Raw genomic sequence first — 17,452 nt, 5'->3', positions numbered from 1 at the left:
CTGGAGCATAGTTGAGCGCTTGATTATTCCGCCAGTACCCTGGAGGACATGACCACCGACGTGTCCTCCCGCACACCGCGGCCGGAGCACGGGGAGACGCGCTGGCTCGACGCCGAGGAGCAGCGGGCCTGGCGCGCCTGGCTCTACAGCACCCAGCTGCTGGCCGACCGGCTCGACCGCGAGCTGACCCGCGCGACCGGCATCCCGCACACCTACTACGAGATCCTCGTCCAGCTGTCGGAGACCCCCGGGCGCCAGATGCGGATGAGCGAGCTCGCCGACCGCTGCCTGTCCTCCCGCAGCCGCCTGTCGCACGCCGTCTCCCGCCTGGAGGAGCGCGGCTGGGTCCGCCGCCAGGAGTGTCCCGAGGACGGCCGCGGCCTGCTCGCCGTGCTCACCGACGAGGGCTTCGCCGCCCTGGAGGCCGCCGCCCCGGTGCACGTGGAGGGCGTGCGGACCCACCTGTTCGACCAGCTCTCCCCCCAGCAGGTCGCCGCGATGCGCGACATCGGCGAGACCCTGCTGCGCCACCTCGACCCCTCCTGACCCCTCCTGACACTCCGCCCGGAGGACGAGCGGCGGGTCCTCCCCCGGGTGGACGACGGGCGCACCCGCGCTGCCTAGGGTCGGCGCCGATGGACCAGCGCCTCCCCCTCGAGCGGCTCTCGGCGACGCTGCGCTCACGGCCCTTCCCCGTCGACGTCGCGATCACCGCCACGCTGGCCCTGCTCGTCGTGGTCTCCTTCGGCGGCGGCGGCGGCGTCGGGTCGGGTGAGGGTCCGGCCCTCCTCGTCAGCCTCCTGCTGGTGACCCCCCTGGCCTGGCGCCGCCGCTCCCCGGTCGCCGCGGCGGCCGCGGTCACCGCGGCTGGACTGCTCGAGCTGGCGCTGGTGGAGGTGTTCCTGCCGGCCAACGTCGCGGCACTGGTGATGGTGCACGCGCTGGCCGCCTACGCGCCGCGGTGGGCCGGCCGCGCCGGACTGGTGCTCGGGCTCGCCGGCGCCGTCCTCGCCGCGGCGCGCTACTACGCCGCCGACCTCGGCGAGACCTTCCTCGTGCCCGCCGCCTCCATCGCCGTGGCGGTGGTGGCCGCCTGGGCGCTGGGCGACCTGCGCCGGGCACGCCTCGCGGAGCTGTCCGGGCTGGCCGAGCGGGCCCGGCTGCTGGAGGTCGAGCGCGACCAGGAGATGCGGCTGGCCGCCACCGCCGAGCGGGCACGGATCGCCCGCGAGATGCACGACGTCGTCGCGCACTCCCTGTCGGTGGTCATCGCGCAGGCCGACGGCGGGCGCTACGCCGGGCGGGCCGACCCCGCGGCCGCCACCGGCGCCCTCGAGGCGATCGCCGCCACCGGCCGCCAGGCGCTCACCGACATGCGCGCGCTGCTCGGCGTGCTCCGCGACGGCGCCGCCGAGCAGTACGCCCCGCAGCCCGACGTCGCCGCCGTCCCCGAGCTCGTCGACGACGTCCGGGCCAGCGGGCTCGACGTCGACCTGCTGGTGGAGGGCGAGCCGCGGCCCATGGCCGCCGGTCCGCAACTGGCCGCCTACCGGATCGTGCAGGAGTCGCTGACCAACGTGCTCAAGCACGCCGGCCCCGGGGTGCGGGCCTGGGTGCGGCTGCACTGGCGGCCGGACTCCCTCGAGCTGTCGGTGCTCGACGACGGTCGCGGCGCGGCGGCCGCGGTGGCCGGCGAGGCGGCCGCGGGCGACGGGCAGGGGCTGCGCGGCATGCAGGAGCGGGCGCAGCTGCACCGCGGTCGGGTGGAGGCCGGCCCCCGCGCCGGCGGCGGCTGGCGGGTGCACGCCGTCCTGCCGATCGGCGGCGCGCGGTGATCCGGGTGGTCCTGGTCGACGACCAGCAGATGGTGCGCGCGGGCTTCCGCATGGTCATCGACTCCCAGCCCGACCTCACCGTCGTCGGGGAGGCCGGCGACGGCGAGGCGGCGGTGCGGCTGCTGGAGCGCACGGCGGCCGACGTCGTGCTGATGGACGTGCGCATGCCGGGCACCGACGGCATCGAGGCCACCCGCCGGGTCACCGCGCTGCCCGACCCGCCGCGGGTGGTCGTGCTCACCACCTTCGACCTCGACGAGTACGTCGTCGCCGCGATCGGCGCGGGGGCCAGCGGCTTCCTGCTCAAGGACGCGCCGCCGGAGGAGATGCTCGACGCGGTGCGCACCGTGCACGCCGGCGACTCGGTGATCGCGGCCAGCTCCACCCGCCGGCTGCTGCAGCACGTGGCGCCCCTGCTGCGCGGCGCGGCCCCGGCGACCGTCGGCGGCGGTGCGGAGCTCGCCGACCTGACCCCGCGCGAGCGCGAGGTGCTCGTGCAGATGGCGCTCGGCGCCACCAACACCGAGATCGCCGGGCGGCTGTTCGTCAGCGAGGCGACGGTGAAGACCCACGTCGGCCGGGTGCTGGCCAAGACCGGCTCGCGCGACCGCGTGCAGGCCGTCGTCCTCGCCTACCGGACCGGGCTGGTCTCCCCCGCCGACCTCCTCCGCGACGCCTGAACCCCCGGGCACTTCCGCGGAAGTGCCCGCCCTTCCCCGCGCACTTCCGCGGAAGTGCACGCATGTCCCGGGCACTTCCGCGGACGTGCCCGTACGACCGGCGGATGACGGCGGGATCACCTCCGGGTCCGACGCGGGAGGACGGGCCGGACGGCGAGGGTCCCTGCGTCCCCAGAACCGATCCGCGGAGGTCCCCCGTGTCCGTCCCCGTCATGACCGTGCCCGGCGAGCCGCCGGCGCCGGTGTCGTCTGCCGCCGTCCGGGCCACCGGGCTGACCAAGGTGTACGGCTCGGGCGATGCCCGGGTCCTCGCCCTCGACGGCGTGGACGTCGACTTCGCCCGCGGCGGGTTCACCGCGATCATGGGCCCGTCCGGCTCGGGCAAGTCGACGCTCATGCACTGCCTGGCCGGCCTCGACACCGCCACCGACGGGCAGGTGTTCCTCGGCGGCACCGAGCTGACCCGGCTGCGCGACGACGAGCTGACCCGGCTGCGCCGCGAGCGCATCGGCTTCGTCTTCCAGGCGTTCAACCTGCTGCCGGTGCTCGACGCGCGGGAGAACGTGGTGCTGCCGATGCAGCTGGCCGGCCGCCGCCCCGACCCCGCCTGGTTCGACGCCGTGATCGCCCGCCTCGGCCTGCGCGAGCGGCTGCGGCACCGTCCCGCCGAGCTCTCCGGCGGCCAGCAGCAGCGGGTGGCCATCGCCCGGGCGCTGCTGCCCCGCCCCGACGTCGTCTTCGCCGACGAGCCCACCGGCAACCTCGACTCCCGCGCCGGCGCGGAGGTGCTGGACCTGCTGCGCAGCAGCGTCCGCGAGACCGGGCAGACCGTCGTCATGGTCACCCACGACCCGACCGCGGCCTCCTACGCCGACCGCGTCGTGCTGCTCGCCGACGGGCGCCTCGCCGGCGAGATCGAGCGGCCCACCGCCGCGTCCGTGCTCGACGCGCTGCGCGGGCTCGGGGGCTGACCGGTGCTGTCCACCACCCTGGCCGGCCTGCGCGCGCACCTGCCGCGCCTGGTCGCCTCCTGCGTGGCCGTCGTGCTGGCCGTCGCCTTCGTCGTCGCCACGCTCGTGCTCAACGAGACCACCCGCAGCACGGTGCTGACCGCCGCCGGCGCCCGGTACGTCGGTGCGGACGCCGTCGTCACCTCCGAGGACGGCAGCTCGCTGCTCGACGAGCTGCCCGTCCTCACCGCGCTGGACGGCGTCCGCGCCGTCGCCCCGGAGTGGCAGACCTCGGTGCAGGCGGTCGCACCGGGCCGCACCGGGGTGCAGTACCTGGTCGTGGGCGCGGTCGCCGAGGACCCCGCGCTGCGGTGGCAGCGGCTCGCCGACGGCGCACCGCCGGACGGGCCCGGCGAGGTGGCCGTCAGCGAGCGCGTCGGCGCGGACGTCGGCGACGTGCTGCAGGTGTCCGCGACCAGCGCCGACGGCACCGGGACCGCCACCGCGGTCACCGTCACCGGCGTCGTCGACCTCGGCGGCGACCCCGAGGCGGGCCTGTACGGCCGGGCCTGGGCCACCCCCGCGCAGGCGCAGGCGTGGGGCGCGGTGGACCCGACCGAGCTGCGGGTCGCCGGCAGGCCCGGAACCGACCCGCAGGTGCTGGTCGACGCCGTCACCACCGCCCTCCCCGGGCCGGGGCTGACCGTGCGCACCGGCACCGGGCAGGCCGAGCACCGCGCCGGGTCGATGCTCGGCAACGCGACCGCCCTCGCCGCGGTGCTGCTGGTCTTCGGCACCGTCGCCGTGCTCGTCGCGGGACTGGTCATCGCCAACACCCTCGCCGTCCTGCTCGCCCAGCGGACCCGGGAGCTGGCGCTGCTGCGCTGCGTCGGCGCCACGGCGCGGCAGGTGCGCCGCGGCGTGCTGGTCGAGGCCGCGCTCACCGGGCTCGCCGCCTCGCTCGTCGGGGTCGGGGCCGGGATCGGGCTGGCCGGGGCGGTGTCCGCGCTGGCCGGGGGCGTCGAGTCCCCCGTTCCGCTGTCGGGCCTGTCGGTGCCGCTCACCGCCGTCCTCGCCGGCCTGGCGGTGGGCACGCTGACCACCCTGCTGGCCGCCGTCGCGCCGGCCCGCGCGGCGACCCGGGTCGCGCCGCTGGCCGCGATGCGCCCGCTGGACCCGGCGCCGCTGCGCACCCGCCCGGGACTCGCGCGGCTGGTGCTCGGGCTGCTGCTGCTCCTGCCCGGGGCGGCCGTGCTCGCCCTCGGCGTCGCGGTGTCGAGCGTGTTCGTGGCGCTGCCCGGCGGGGCGGCCAGCTTCCTCGGCGTCGTGCTGCTCGGCCAACGGGTGCTGCCGCCGGTGGTGCGCGCCGCGGGCGGCCTGGTGGCCCGCGTGGGCGGGGCGCCCGCCCGGCTGGCGGCCGGCAACGCCACCCGCAACCCCCGGCGGACGGCGGCGACGGCGACCGCGCTGCTCATCGGCGTGACGCTCACCACTGCGATGGTGGTCGGCACCGCCTCCACCCGGGCCACGGCGACCGCGGGGCTGGCCGCGCAGTACCCCGCCGACGTCGTCGTCGAGGGGTCCTCCGGCGAGCTGCCCGCCACCCTGCTGGGCCGGCTGGAGGGCCTCGACGGCGTCACGCGCGGGACCGCGCTCGCCGTCGCCGAGGTCGCCGGACCCGACGGCCAGCCGTGGACGGTCCGCGCCGTCGACCCGGCGACCGCCGTGCCGACCCTGCGGTCGACCGCCGACACCCCGCTGCCCGCGCCCGGCGAGGTGCTCCTCCCCGGGTGGCTGGCCCGCTCCTGGTCGGTCACCGGGGGCGAGTCGGTGGAGCTCACCGGGGACGGCCGGGCGCTGTCGCTGCGGGCCCGGGTGACCGGCGACGACACGCCGGTGCTGCTGACCACCGGCGACCTCGCGGTGCTGGCCCCCGGGGCCGCGGTCGGCCAGCTGTGGCTGCGGCTCGACGACGCCGGCGCGGACGCGCAGGCCGCCGTCGTCGACACGGTCACCGACACGGTGGGGTCGGTGGTGCCCGACGCGCAGGTCACCGGCGTGGTCAGCCTGCGCCAGCAGATGGACGAGGTGCTCGACGTGCTGCTGCTGGTCGTCACCGGCCTGCTCGGCGTCGCGGTGGTCATCGCGCTGATCGGCGTGGGCAACACGCTGGCGCTGTCGGTGGTGGAGCGGCGGCAGGAGAACGGCCTGCTGCGGGCGGTGGGTCTCACCCGCGGGCAGCTGCGCGGGCTGCTGGCGTGGGAGGCGGTCGTGGTGTCCGGCGTGGCGGCGGTGTTCGGCGTCGTCCTCGGCGGGGTCTACGGCGTCACCGGGACCGCGTCGGTGCTGGGGATGGCCGGCGAGGTCGTGGTCGACGTCCCGTGGCTGCAGGTGGCCGCGATCGTCGTCGTCGCCACCGTCGCCGGGCTGCTCGCCTCGGTGCTGCCGGCCCGCCGCGCGGCCCGCACGGCCCCGGTGGCCGCCATCGCGGCGGTGTGAGCCGTGCACTTCCGCGGAAGTGCACGGTCAGGGACCGACGTCGTCCGGAGGTGAGGGCCAGGGCGGGATGCCGGCCACCGGGCCGTCGCCGAGCGGGGCGGTGAACTCCGGGGGCCGCTTGGCGAGGAACGCGGCCACCCCCTCGGCGACGTCGGGACCGGCGGTCAGCTCGGCCAGCGCGCGGGACTCGGCGCGGTGCGCGTCCCACGGCGAGGCCTCCCCGAGCATCGACCACAGCAGCTGCCGGGCGGCGGCGACGGCGACCCCGGAGGTGTTGTCGGCGATCTCGCGGGCCAGGCCCAGCGCGGTGGGCAGCAGCTCGGCGTCGGGCACCACCCGCGACACCAGCCGGCCGCGCAGCGCCTCGGCCGCGTCGAACACCCGGCCGGTGGCCACCCACTCCATCGCCTGGCTGATCCCGACCAGCCGCGGCAGGAACCACGACGACGCCGCCTCCGGCGTGATGCCGCGGCGGACGAAGACGAAGCCGAACCGCGCCGACTCGGCGGCGATGCGGACGTCCATCGGCAGCAGCATCGTGGCGCCGATGCCCACGGCCGGGCCGTTGACGGCGGCGATCACCGGCTTGCGCAGCGCGGCGAAGGGCAGCGAGGCGATGCCGCCCCAGTCGCGCGGGACGCCGTCGATGCGGCCGCGGCCGGGCTCGCCGCCGCCGGCGGTGCCCCCGCTCGCGCGGTCGCCGAGCCCGCCGGGACCCGCGGCGAGGTCGGCGCCGGCGCAGAACGCCCGCCCGGCCCCTGTGACGACGACGACCCGCACCGCGTCGTCGGCGTCGGCGGCCGCCGCGGCCCGCGCGAGCTCGGCGGCCATCACCGGGGTGAACGCGTTGAGCCGGCCGGGCCGGTCGAGGGTGATCGTGGCGACGCCGTCGGCGACCTCGTAGCGCAGCTGGGTCGACGTCATCCCAGGGCGCCGGCCACGGCCAGCCGGGCGACCGCGTCCAGGTGCTCGGCGGCGTCGCCGAGCAGCAGCCGGTCGGTCTTGGCGCGGCGCCAGTACAGGTGGGCGTCGTGCTCCCAGGTGAAGCCGATGCCGCCGTGCACCTGCACGACCGTCTCGGCCGCGCGCTCGGTCACCTCCGCGGCGTAGGCCTTCGCCGCGGCGGCGGCCAGCGGCAGCTGGTCGGGCGCGGCGTCGGCCGCCCACGCCGCCCACCACACCAGCGAGCGCAGCTGGTCCACGCCGACCCACGCGTCGACGAGCATGTGCTTGACCGCCTGGTAGGAGCCGATCAGCCGGCCGAACGCCTCCCGCTGCTGCGCGTACTCGACGCCCAGCATGACGGCGCGGTCGGCGGCACCGAGGTCCTCGGCGGCCAGCACCACCGCGGCCACCTGCCGCGCCCGCCCCCACAGCGCGCCGGCGTCCTCGGCCAGCACCCGGCGGGAGGTGAGCCGGACCCGGGCCAGGCCGCGGGTGGCGTCCAGCGGCCGGCCGGGGGTGACCTCGCCCTCGCCGACCACCAGCGCGCCGCCGTCGAGGCCGAGGAAGAGCGTGGCGTCGACGGCGTCGATGGACGGCGCCGAGCCGGGGACCGGGCCGTCGAGGACGGCGATCGCCGCCGACCCGTCGGCCAGCTGCGCGGCGAGGTCGGGCGCGCCCTCGAGCAGCACCGCCGCCCGCGCGGCGGTGACCAGCGAGGGGCCGGCCAGCACCGCGCCGGCCTGCTCGGCGACGACGGCGAGGTCGAGGACGCTGCCGCCCGCGCCGCCGGCCGACTCGGGCACGGTGATCCCGAGGAACCCGATGTCGGCCAGCGCCTTGCGGCCGGGCGCCGGGACGCCGTCGCCGTCGAGCGCGGCGCGCGCCGCCGACAGCGGCACCGAGCCGGTGAAGAACTCGCGCGCGCCGGCCGCCGCGGCCCGCTGGTCGTCGGAGAGGTCGAAGTTCACCGTCGTCCTCCGGAGGAGAAGGGTGCGGTCTTGTCGGTGCGCGGTTCCGGCGGCAGGCCGAGCACCCGCTCGCCGAGGATGTTGCGCAGCACCTGGTCGGTGCCGCCGGCGATGGCGATGCCGGGGACGTAGGCCTGCGCGCGCTGCCAGGTGTCGTCGCCGTCGGCGGTGGCGCCGAGGACGGCGTCGTCGCCGAGCAGCCGGACGCCGGCGTCGGCCACCAGCCGGGCCGCCGCGGTGCCGCCGAGCTTGCCGGCGCTGGCCTCGGGCCCGGGGACGCCGCCCTGCGAGAGCGTGGTGAACCGCCGGTAGCCGGTGTAGCGGGTGGCCAGCGAGGCGACCAGCGCCCGGCCGACCGCCTGGCGGGCCAGCACCTGCCGCTCCGGGTCGAGGCCGGGCAGCCGCTCGCGGGCGTGCGCGGCCAGCGCCTCGGCGGACTGCCCGATGTCGCTGCCGGCGCCGCCGATGGCCACCCGCTCGTTCATGAGCGTGGTCAGCGCGACCCGCCAGCCCTCGCCGGGCTCGCCGAGCCGCTCGGTGTCGGGGATGCGGACGTCGTCGAAGAAGACCTCGTTGAAGTCCGACCCGCCGCTCATCTGCCGCAGCGGCCGCACGGTGACGCCGGGGGCGTGCATGTCGACGACGAACATCGTCAGCCCGGCGTGCTTGGGCCTGTCCGGGTCGGTGCGGGTGAGCAGGATGCCGAAGTCGCTGACGTGCGCCAGCGTCGTCCACACCTTCTGGCCGTTGACCACCCAGTCCTCGCCGTCGCGCACCGCCGAGGTGCGCAGCGCGGCGAGGTCCGAGCCCGACGCCGGCTCGCTGAACAGCTGGCACCAGACGTCCTCGGCGCGCAGCAGCCGGGCCAGGTAGCGGGCGCGCTGGTCGTCGCTGCCGTGGGCGATGACGGTGGGCCCGCACATGCCGATGCCGATGTGGTTGATCAGCGTGGGCACCCGGGCCCGCGCCAGCTCCTGCGCCACGATCGCCTGCTGCACCAGCGTGCCGCCCTGCCCGCCGTACTCGCGCGGCCAGGTGACGCCGACCAGCCCGGCCTCGGCCAGCACCCGCTGCGTGGCGCGCAGCTCGGCCTCCCGCGACCGCGCGTCCACCGGCTCGCCGGGGGCCACGTGCAGCAGGTCGGCGGCGCGGTCGGTGAGCACCGACCGCACGTGCGCCCGGTAGGACGCCTCCTCGGGTGTGTCGTCGAAGTCCACGCGCTACCCCCTGCTCGTCGGGCCGGTCGCGCCGCAGCGTGACACCGGTCACCTGCGACGGTCAACGGTGACTGTTCGGCGCGGCGCCCGGCGCCTACCCTGCGCCGGGTGACCGCTGCCCCCGCCCCGCCCGGCGGACCCCCGGCGCGCTCGGCCCGGTCGGAGGGCAGCCGGGCGCTCATCCTCGACGCCGCCGTCGCCTGCCTGGTCGAGGACGGCTACGCCGGGGCCTCCACCCTCGCCGTGCAGGCCCGTGCGGGGGTGTCGCGGGGCCGGCTGCTGCACCACTTCCCCTCCCGCGCCGAGCTGCTGGTGGCCGCCGCCGGCCACCTGTCGACCACCCTGCTGGCCGAGGTCGAGGAGCGGGCCGCGGCGGTCATGGCCGACCAGCCGCCCGGCCCCGAGCGGGTCGACCGCGCCATCGACCTGATGTGGGCGACGTTCCACGAGCCGCCGTTCTGGGCCGCCATGGAGCTGTGGACCGCGGCCCGCACCGACCCCGGGCTGCGCACCGCGCTGCAGGTGGAGGAGCGGCGGCTGCGCGCGGCGATCCGGCGGGTGGCCGACGGCATCTGGGGCCCGGAGATCGCCGCCGCGCCGCTCTACGCCGAGCTGTGCGAGCTGCTGTTCACCAGCATGCGCGGGGTGGCCTGCGTGTACGCCTTCGCCGACCGCCCCGCCGCCACCGACCCGCACCTGGCGCTGTGGAAGCGGCTCGCCGCGCGGCTGCTCTTCGCGCCTCGCGAGGGCTGACGCCGCGGCCGCCGCCGGGCCAGCATGTACCGGCATGGCGGGCACCGCGGGCGGGCCGGGAACGGAGTACGTGCTCGGCGACGAGGACCCGGCGCTGGCCCGGCTGGACGCGCTGTCCCGCCTCTACGCGCCGGCCACCGCGGCCTGGCTCGACAGCGCCGGCCTGACTCCCGGGTCGAGCGTCGTCGACCTCGGCTGCGGGCTCGGTGCGGTGACGCTGGCCGCCGCGGAGCGGGTCGGGTCCGGCGGCCGGGTGACCGGGGTCGACGCCGCCGAGCGCCCGCTGGCGGTGGCCCGGCGGCGGGCGGCGGCGGCCGGGCACCGCACGGTCGACTTCGCGCAGGCCGACGTCACCACCTGGCGCCCGCCCGGGCCGGTGGACGCGGTGCTCGGCCGGCTCGTCCTGATGCACCTCCCCGACCCGGTCGCGCTCGTCGCCCGGATGGCCGGGCTGGTGCGCCCCGGCGGGGTGGTCGCCTTCCAGGAGGTCGTCCTCACCACCCGGGCCGCGCAGCCGGCGCTGCCGCTGCTGACGACGTTCAACGGCTGGCTGCTCACGGTCCTCGACCGGCTCGGGGTGCCGGTCGACGCCGGCCTGCGGCTGACCGCCGTCTACCGGGCCGCCGGGCTGCCCGACCCCGTGCTCACCGCCGGGCAGCCGCTGGAGCGGGGCGGCGCGGCGACCGGCTGGTCCGTCGTGGCCGGCGACGCGGTCAGCCTGCTGCCCGCCCTGGAGCGCACCGGCGTGGCCACCGCCGCCGAGGTCGGACCGGAGGACCTCGAGCAGCGGCTGCGGGCGCAGGCGGCCGCCGCCGGCGCGGTGCTGGTCAACCCGCTGCTCGTCGGCGCGGTGGCCCGGCTGCCCTGACGGTCAGGGTTGACCGCCTCCCGGGGCGCCGACAGCATGACGCAGGTCACACCCTGACCGAGGAGGACCCGTGAGCGCCCCGATCCCCGTGCTGCAGGGCCGCGGCATGACCGCCGCCGACCAGCTCGCCCGCTGGGCCCGCCGGACCCCGGACGCGTGGGCGCTGCGCTTCGACGGCGGCGGGCGCACCTACGCCGAGGTCGACGAGCGGGTCACCCGGCTCGCCCGGGCGCTGGCCGACCGCGGCGTCGGCACCGGTGACCGCGTCGCGGTGCTGGGGCTCAACTCGATGGAGGTCTGGGAGGCCTACCTGGCGGGCGTGCGGCTGGGCGCGGTCGTCGTCCCGGTCAACTTCCGGCTGGTCGCCGACGAGGTGGCCTACGTGCTCGCCGACTCCGGCGCCACCGCCCTCGTCGTCGACGCCGCGCTGGCCGAGGTGGCCACCAAGGCCCGCGAGCAGGCGCCCGGCGTGACCACCGTGCTCACGATCGGCGAGGACCTCGAGGACGCCCTCGCCGCCGCGTCGGCCGAGCCGCTCGACGTCGTGGTCGACGAGTCCGCGCCGGCGTTCATCATGTACACCTCGGGCACGACCGGCCGGCCCAAGGGCGCCGTGCTCACCCACCGCAACCTGCTCATGCACGTGTTCAGCCAGGTCACCCACCTCGGCTGGGACCCCGACGACCGGGTCGCCGTCCCGGGCGCGCCGCTGTTCCACATCGCCGGGCTGGCCGGCGGGCTGCCGCCGCTGCTGCTCGGCGGCACCCACGTGATCCTGCGCTCGGGCGGCTTCGACCCGGTGGCCACCCTCGACCTCATGGAGCGGGAGCGGGTCAGCAGCATCTTCCTGGTGCCGGCGATGTGGGCCGCCGTGGTGGCCGTCCCCGGCATCGCCGACCGCGACCTGTCCAGCCTGCGGCGCATCTCCTGGGGCGCGGCCCCGGCGTCGACGACGCTGCTGCGCGCCATGATCGACACCTTCCCGCAGGCCGAGGTGGTGACGGCCTTCGGCCAGACCGAGTGCAGCCCGGTCACCTGCTTCCTGCGCGGTGAGGACTCGGTGCGCAAGATCGGCTCGGTCGGCACCCCGATGCTCAACGTCGAGGTCCGCGTCGTCGACGACGCGATGGACGACGTGCCGCAGGGCGAGGTCGGGGAGATCGTCTACCGCAGCCCGATGGTGATGGCGGAGTACTGGGGCAAGCCCGAGGCGACGGCGGAGGCGTTCGCCGGCGGGTGGTTCCACTCCGGCGACCTGGTCCGGCAGGACGAGGAGGGCTACTACTACGTCGTCGACCGCAAGAAGGACATGATCATCACCGGCGGCGAGAACGTGTACTGCGCCGAGGTCGAGGACGTCCTGGCCGCCCACCCCGGCGTGGCCGAGGTGGCGCTGATCGGCGTGCCCGACGCCCGCTACGGCGAGGCGCCGCTGGCCGTCGTCGCCCCGCGCGACGCCGAGGCCCCGCCCACGCCCGAGGAACTGACCGCGTGGTGCCGGGAGCGGCTGGCCCGCTACAAGCACCCCCGCGAGTACGCGTTCGTGCCGGCGCTGCCCCGCAACCCCAGCGGCAAGGTGCTCAAGACCTCGCTGCGCACCGAGCACCGGGCCGGCTCGCTGGTCAGCGACCCCGCCGTCTGACGAAGGACCCCCGGGCACTTCCGCGGAGGTGCCCGGCGCTCCCGCGGGTGTGCGCGGCGCACACCGGCCCGGCGCCACGACGGGGCCGCCGGCACCTCGACAGCCGCTTGTGACCTGGGCCACGCTGTCGCCACCCGGAAACCGGACCGAGAGGACCCGCATGACCGCCACCCAGCCCGCGACTGCTCCCACCGCCGCGAGCTGGCCGCCCGGGCTGCCGCGCTCGCTGGAGTACCCGGCGGTGCCGGTCGGGTCGATCCTGCGCGCGGCGGTGCGCCGCTGGGGCAGCCGGACGGCGTTCGTCGACCACGACGTCGAGCTCTCCTTCGACGAGCTCGGCGCGCGGGCCGCCGCGGTCGCCAACTGGCTCGCCGAGCACGGCGTGGGCCGCGGGGACGTGGTGGCGGTGCACATCCCGAACTGCCGCCAGTACCCGGCCGTCTACTACGGCGTGGTCATGGCCGGCGCGGTCTTCTCCCCCACCAACCCGCTGCTGCCGGCCGCCGACCTCGCCGCGCAGCTCACCGACGCCGGCGCCACGGTGCTCGTCACCTGGGACCAGGTGCTGCCCTTCGTGCGCTCCGCGCTGGCGGCCACGCCGGTGCGGACCGTCGTCGTGACCGGCGAGGCGCACACCCTCGACTTCGGCGCCCGGCTGCCGGGCCTCGACGACGGCGACGTCGACCTCGCCGACCTGCTGGCCGCCGACCCCACCGACCGCCACCTCGACGCCGGCGTCGACCCGGCCGCCGACCTCGCGCACCTGGCCTACACCGGTGGCACCACCGGCGTGAGCAAGGGCGTGGAGCTGCCGCACCGCAACGTCGTCACCAACGTGCTGCAGTCGGCGTGCTGGACCTCCGGGTCGGTGCCCGAGCTCGACGAGGCCGGCGACGTCACCCTCCGGCAGGTGCTCGGCGAGGACGAGTACCCGATCCGGCTCGGCGGGGGCCGCCTGGTCAACCTCACCCCGTGGTTCCACGCCATGGGGGCGATCGGCTACCTCAACGGCATGGTCATGGCCGGGACGACGACGGTCATCCACATGCGCTTCGACCCGGTGAAGTACGTCGAGGACGCCGTCCGGTACCGGGTGACCAGCATCGGCGGTGCCCCGCCGGTGTTCGTGGCGCTGCTGCAGGTGCCCGGCATCGACGACGCCGACCTCTCCTCCGTGCGCGGGATCTCCAGCGGCGCCGCACCGCTGCCGGTCCCGCTGATCGAGCGGCTGCAGGCGCTGCTGCCCGACGCCGTCATCGGCGAGGGCTACGGGCTGACCGAGGTCACCATGATGGCCACCGGCAACCCGTCGTTCCGCTCGGGCACCCGCAAGGCCGGCACGGTCGGGGTGCCGATCTTCGACACCGAGATCTCCATCCGCCCGCTCGGCGGCGGCGACGCGCTGCCGGCCGGCGAGCGCGGCGAGGTGTGCATCCGCGGCCCGCAGGTCATGCGCGGCTACGCCCACCGGCCCGAGGCGACCGCGGAGTCCATCGACGCCGACGGCTGGTTCCACAGCGGCGACGTCGGGGTGCTCGACGAGGACGGCTACCTGTCGATCGTCGACCGCACCAAGGACATGCTGCTCTACAAGGGCTACAACGTGTTCCCGCGGGAGCTGGAGGAGATCCTCTTCGGCGTCCCGGGGGTGGCCGGCGCCGCCGTCGTCGGCCGGCCCGACGAGACGGCCGGTGAGCTGCCGGTGGCCTACGTCGTCCGCCGCGACGACGACGCCGGGCGGGGACTGACGCCCGAGTCGGTGATGGCCGCGGTCAACGACCGGGTCACCCCCTACAAGCGGCTGCGCGACGTCGTGTTCATCGACGCCATCCCGGTGTCGGCGGCGGGCAAGGTCCTCAAGCGGGAGCTGGCCGCGCGGGAGCGGGAGGCCACCGGCGGCTGACCCGGGAGCGCCGCACCCCCGGCCTCACCCCCGAGGGGTGCGGCGCCACGCGCCGGGGCCGTCGGCTCACTATCGTCCGGCGGGTGAACGGCGACACCGACCACGCGGGCGTGCGGCTGGCGCACGTCGAGCCGTCCCCCACGCGGCAGGTGAGCCAGCGGCTGCTGTTCGCGCTGGTCGTCTTCGTGCTGACCGTCGTGCTGGTCTACGTCGACCGCGACGGCTACCGCGACCTGGACTCGACCGGCGGCGTCTCGCTGCTCGACGCGGCCTACTACGCGACCGTCACCCTCTCGACCACCGGGTACGGCGACATCACCCCGGTCACCGACCAGGCGCGCCTGGTCAACTTCCTGGTCATCACGCCGCTGCGCGTGCTGTTCCTGATCGTCCTCATCGGCACCACGCTCGAGGCGCTCACCACGCGCTCGCGCGAGGAGTTCCGGATCCGTCGTTGGAGGTCCCGCGTGCGCCAGCACGTCATCGTGTGCGGCTACGGCACCAAGGGCCGCAGCGCCATCCGCTCGTTGCAGGCCACCGGCACGCCGCTGGAGAACATCGTCGTCGTCGACTCCGACCAGCGGGCCATCGACGAGGCCAACTCCATCGGCCTGACCGGGATCGTCGGCGACGCCGGGCGCACCGAGGTGCTGCGCCGGGCCCACGTGGAGCGCGCGCGGGCGGTCATCGTGGCGGCCAACCGTGACGACGCCTCGGTGCTCATCACCCTGACCGTGCGCCAGCTCAACCACAGCGTGCCGATCACCACCAGCGTCCGCGAGGAGGAGAACGCCCAGCTGCTGCGGCAGTCCGGCGCCGACACCGTCATCACCACCTCGGCGACGTCGGGCCGGCTGCTGGGCCTGTCCACCGACAGCCCGCGGGTGGTGTCGGTGGTCGAGGACCTGCTCACCGGCGGGCAGGGGCTGGACCTGTCGCAGCGGGAGGTCACCGCCGGGGAGGTGGGCCTGGGCCCCCGCGACCTGCGCGACATCGTGCTGTCGGTGACCCGCGGCGGGCGGACCCTGCGCTTCGACGACCCCCTCATCGGCACGCTGCAGAGCGAGGACGTGCTGGTCGTGGTCCGCTCGCACGGGCCCACCGGCCACTACGCACGCACCCCGTAGCCGGGCCGCGCCGGGGCCGTCAGACCGGCAGCGCGGCGACCTCCGCGGCCAGCCGGGCGTCGGCGAGCACGAGGTCGGCGGCGGTGGTGTGCCAGCCGGCGACCAGCAGCAGCGGCCAGGGTCGCTCGTCGTCGGCGGAGGCGGTGGCCGCGACGAGACCGGCCTGCGCCACGGCGCGGCACGCGATGGGGTTCACGGGGATCCTCCTGTCGTCCGTGACCAGGAGATCGGCACCGGCGGCCCGGGAGTGCAGCCGGACGGGTGCCCTCACCCCTCCGAGGGGGTGCGACGCCGACCGCGGCGTGCTGCGGTCGGCCCCGGGTAGCCGAGGAGAGGGGAACCCATGACCGCCGCCGAGCTCACCGTGCGCCAGGTGCTCGAGGCCTGGGCCCGCGCGGTCCGCGTGGCCGACGTCGACGCGGTGGTGGCCGTGCACACCGGCGACGTCGTGCTCTTCGACGTCGTGCCGCCGATGACGGTGAGCGGGACGGCCGACTACCTCGACCAGTGGCGGCCGTTCTGGGACGCGCAGGGTCAGGGGCAGTTCGACGTCTCCGGGCTGACCGTCGTCGCCGGGGAGGACGTCGCCTACGCGCACGGGCTGCTGCGGGTGGGACCGGCCGGCGGTGAGGGGTTCGACGTGCGGCTCACCGTGGGCCTGCGGCGGGTGGACGGGCGCTGGCTGATCACCCACGAGCACCACTCGCTGCCGTCGGACCCGGCCTGAGCCCCGGCGCGGACGGCGCGCTGCCGACCCCACCCGCTCGGTCGCCGCCACGCCGTCCGGCCGCCGGACACGCCGGTGCCGGAACGCCGGTGGTGCGGAGGGGGTGGACCGCCGCGGCACCGGCGCCGTGGGATGGGCGCCCCGGCCGCTCCGACCCGTGGAGGACGCCGTGCGTCCGACCCCGCTCCCCCGCTGCCGCGCCCTCCTCACCCTCCCCCTCGTCCTGGCCGGCGCGCTGCTGCTGCCCGCGCCCGCCTCCGCCGCCGTCGACGGCCCGGCCGCCCCGGCACCGGCCCCGGTCCCCGTCGAGGCGCCGGCTCCCTACGTCGCCCAGGCCGTCTGCGACCCCGCCGCCAAGCCGGGCACCCGCGCGCTCGCCGACGCGCTGCTCGACCACTACGCCACCGGCAGCGTCGGCATCTCGCGCGACTGCGCGGCCGGCGGGACCAGCGAGCACAAGGAGGGCCGCGCCCTCGACTGGATGCTCGACGCGACCGACCCCGACGACGCCGCGGTGGCGCGGGCCTTCGTCGGCTGGCTGGCCGCACCCGGGCCGGACGGCGAACCCGCCTCCGCCGCCCGGCGACTCGGCGTCATGTACGTCATCTGGGACCGCGAGATCTGGTCGCCGTCCCGGGGCGGGTGGCAGCCCTACACCGGGCCGAACCCGCACACCGACCACGTGCACGTCTCGCTGTCGTGGGCCGGCGCGCTGGGGTTGACCTCGTGGTGGACCGGCACGGCGGCACGGGTGGACCAGGGGCCGTGCACGCCCGACCCCGGGCCGGCCGGCGCGCCCGCGTGCGGCCCGGGCCAGGAGCAGCCGGCGCCCGGTCCCGGCACGGCGGCCCAGCCGCAGGAGCAGCCCGACACCCCGGCGGCCGGCGCCGAGGAGCGGGCGCTGGCCGAGCTCGCCGTGCTGCGGCAGGAGTCGCTCGCGCGGCTGGCCACCGATGGCCGGTGGGTGGCCCAGCTGGCGTCGAAGGACGTCGGGATCGTCGACCCGCTGCAGGTCGCGCAGAACGGCACGCACACCTTCCGCGCCGTCGACATCCTGGCCGAGAACCGGGCGGCGCTGGCCACGGTGGGCGACCCGGCCGCCGTCCTCACGCTGCACGGCACCGACTTCGGCCGGAACGCCCGCACCGCCGACGGCGACCCGTTCTGGATGACCGTGGTCGACGTGGGCGCCGGCAGCCGGGCCGACGTCGAGGCGTGGTGCGCCGCCACCTACCCGCAGCTCGCCGGGGAGGAGCTGACCAACTCCTGCGTGCCGCGGCGGCTGGTCCCGCCGCGGGACTGACGGCGGGGGCGGCTCCCGGCCGGGGAGCCGCCCCC

The 17,452-nt window shown here is 76.9% G+C and carries 16 protein-coding genes; 12 read left to right on the top strand and 4 right to left on the bottom strand.

Annotated elements, in window-relative coordinates; translation table 11 throughout:
* The first annotated feature begins 48 nt into the window (after window positions 1-48).
* From ACI780_RS01860 to ACI780_RS01840, 5 genes are all read left to right on the top strand, one after another.
* Window positions 49-546 carry a MarR family winged helix-turn-helix transcriptional regulator gene (locus ACI780_RS01860; RefSeq protein WP_456869752.1) on the top strand — a complete coding sequence of 166 codons (498 nt, stop codon included), beginning with the start codon at window positions 49-51 and terminating at the stop codon, window positions 544-546.
* Between the two features lie 89 nt (window positions 547-635).
* Window positions 636-1,835 (top strand): sensor histidine kinase, encoded by a 1,200-nt coding sequence (locus ACI780_RS01855; RefSeq protein ID WP_457000550.1) that lies wholly within the window; start codon window positions 636-638, stop codon window positions 1,833-1,835.
* On the top strand, window positions 1,832-2,515 hold the full coding sequence (locus tag ACI780_RS01850; RefSeq protein WP_457000549.1) for a response regulator: 684 nt from the start codon (window positions 1,832-1,834) through the stop codon (window positions 2,513-2,515). The genes ACI780_RS01855 and ACI780_RS01850 overlap by 4 nt, the downstream gene beginning before the upstream one ends.
* A 197-nt stretch (window positions 2,516-2,712) precedes the next feature.
* Window positions 2,713-3,486, top strand: coding sequence for an ABC transporter ATP-binding protein (locus ACI780_RS01845; protein ID WP_456869749.1), 774 nt, complete (start codon window positions 2,713-2,715; stop codon window positions 3,484-3,486).
* 3 nt (window positions 3,487-3,489) lie between these two features.
* On the top strand, window positions 3,490-5,964 hold the full coding sequence (locus ACI780_RS01840) for an FtsX-like permease family protein (RefSeq protein ID WP_457000548.1): 2,475 nt from the start codon (window positions 3,490-3,492) through the stop codon (window positions 5,962-5,964).
* Window positions 5,965-5,991: 27 nt separating this feature from the next.
* Here the strand turns inward: ACI780_RS01840 and ACI780_RS01835 are convergent, their stop codons facing one another.
* The 3 genes from ACI780_RS01835 to ACI780_RS01825 are packed head-to-tail and all read right to left on the bottom strand — an operon-like array spanning window position 5,992 to window position 9,094.
* Entirely contained in the window at window positions 5,992-6,888 is an 897-nt protein-coding gene (locus ACI780_RS01835; RefSeq protein ID WP_457000547.1) for an enoyl-CoA hydratase-related protein, read from the bottom strand.
* A complete protein-coding gene (locus tag ACI780_RS01830) occupies window positions 6,885-7,877 on the bottom strand; it encodes an acyl-CoA dehydrogenase family protein (protein WP_457000546.1) in 993 nt (330 codons plus the stop codon). Before ACI780_RS01830 ends, ACI780_RS01835 begins: the two co-directional genes overlap by 4 nt.
* On the bottom strand, window positions 7,874-9,094 hold the full coding sequence (locus ACI780_RS01825) for an acyl-CoA dehydrogenase family protein (protein WP_457000545.1): 1,221 nt from the start codon (window positions 9,092-9,094) through the stop codon (window positions 7,874-7,876). Before ACI780_RS01825 ends, ACI780_RS01830 begins: the two co-directional genes overlap by 4 nt.
* A 108-nt stretch (window positions 9,095-9,202) precedes the next feature.
* Here ACI780_RS01825 and ACI780_RS01820 point away from each other — a divergent pair, with 108 nt between their 5' ends.
* From ACI780_RS01820 to ACI780_RS01800, 5 genes are all read left to right on the top strand, one after another.
* Window positions 9,203-9,847 carry a TetR/AcrR family transcriptional regulator gene (locus ACI780_RS01820; protein WP_457000544.1) on the top strand — a complete coding sequence of 215 codons (645 nt, stop codon included), beginning with the start codon at window positions 9,203-9,205 and terminating at the stop codon, window positions 9,845-9,847.
* A gap of 34 nt (window positions 9,848-9,881) precedes the next feature.
* On the top strand, window positions 9,882-10,715 hold the full coding sequence (locus ACI780_RS01815; protein WP_457000543.1) for a class I SAM-dependent methyltransferase: 834 nt from the start codon (window positions 9,882-9,884) through the stop codon (window positions 10,713-10,715).
* A gap of 70 nt (window positions 10,716-10,785) precedes the next feature.
* Window positions 10,786-12,357 carry a long-chain-fatty-acid--CoA ligase gene (locus ACI780_RS01810; RefSeq protein WP_457000542.1) on the top strand — a complete coding sequence of 524 codons (1,572 nt, stop codon included), beginning with the start codon at window positions 10,786-10,788 and terminating at the stop codon, window positions 12,355-12,357.
* A gap of 160 nt (window positions 12,358-12,517) precedes the next feature.
* Window positions 12,518-14,260, top strand: coding sequence for a class I adenylate-forming enzyme family protein (locus ACI780_RS01805; RefSeq protein WP_457000541.1), 1,743 nt, complete (start codon window positions 12,518-12,520; stop codon window positions 14,258-14,260).
* A gap of 83 nt (window positions 14,261-14,343) precedes the next feature.
* Window positions 14,344-15,387, top strand: coding sequence for a potassium channel family protein (locus tag ACI780_RS01800; RefSeq protein WP_456869740.1), 1,044 nt, complete (start codon window positions 14,344-14,346; stop codon window positions 15,385-15,387).
* Window positions 15,388-15,406: 19 nt separating this feature from the next.
* Here the strand turns inward: ACI780_RS01800 and ACI780_RS01795 are convergent, their stop codons facing one another.
* The gene (locus tag ACI780_RS01795) at window positions 15,407-15,583 is read right to left on the bottom strand and encodes a hypothetical protein (protein ID WP_456869739.1); all 177 of its coding nucleotides are present in this window, start codon (window positions 15,581-15,583) and stop codon (window positions 15,407-15,409) included.
* 147 nt (window positions 15,584-15,730) lie between these two features.
* On the opposite strand from ACI780_RS01795, the gene ACI780_RS01790 reads away from it, so the two are divergent.
* On the top strand, window positions 15,731-16,114 hold the full coding sequence (locus ACI780_RS01790; protein WP_456869738.1) for a YybH family protein: 384 nt from the start codon (window positions 15,731-15,733) through the stop codon (window positions 16,112-16,114).
* Between the two features lie 169 nt (window positions 16,115-16,283).
* Window positions 16,284-17,417, top strand: coding sequence for a hypothetical protein (locus ACI780_RS01785; RefSeq protein ID WP_457000540.1), 1,134 nt, complete (start codon window positions 16,284-16,286; stop codon window positions 17,415-17,417).
* Window positions 17,418-17,452: the final 35 nt, after the last annotated feature.

It is taken from the genome of Geodermatophilus sp. SYSU D00814, assembly GCF_054050055.1.
This window is presented reverse-complemented; position numbering and strand designations above follow the sequence as displayed.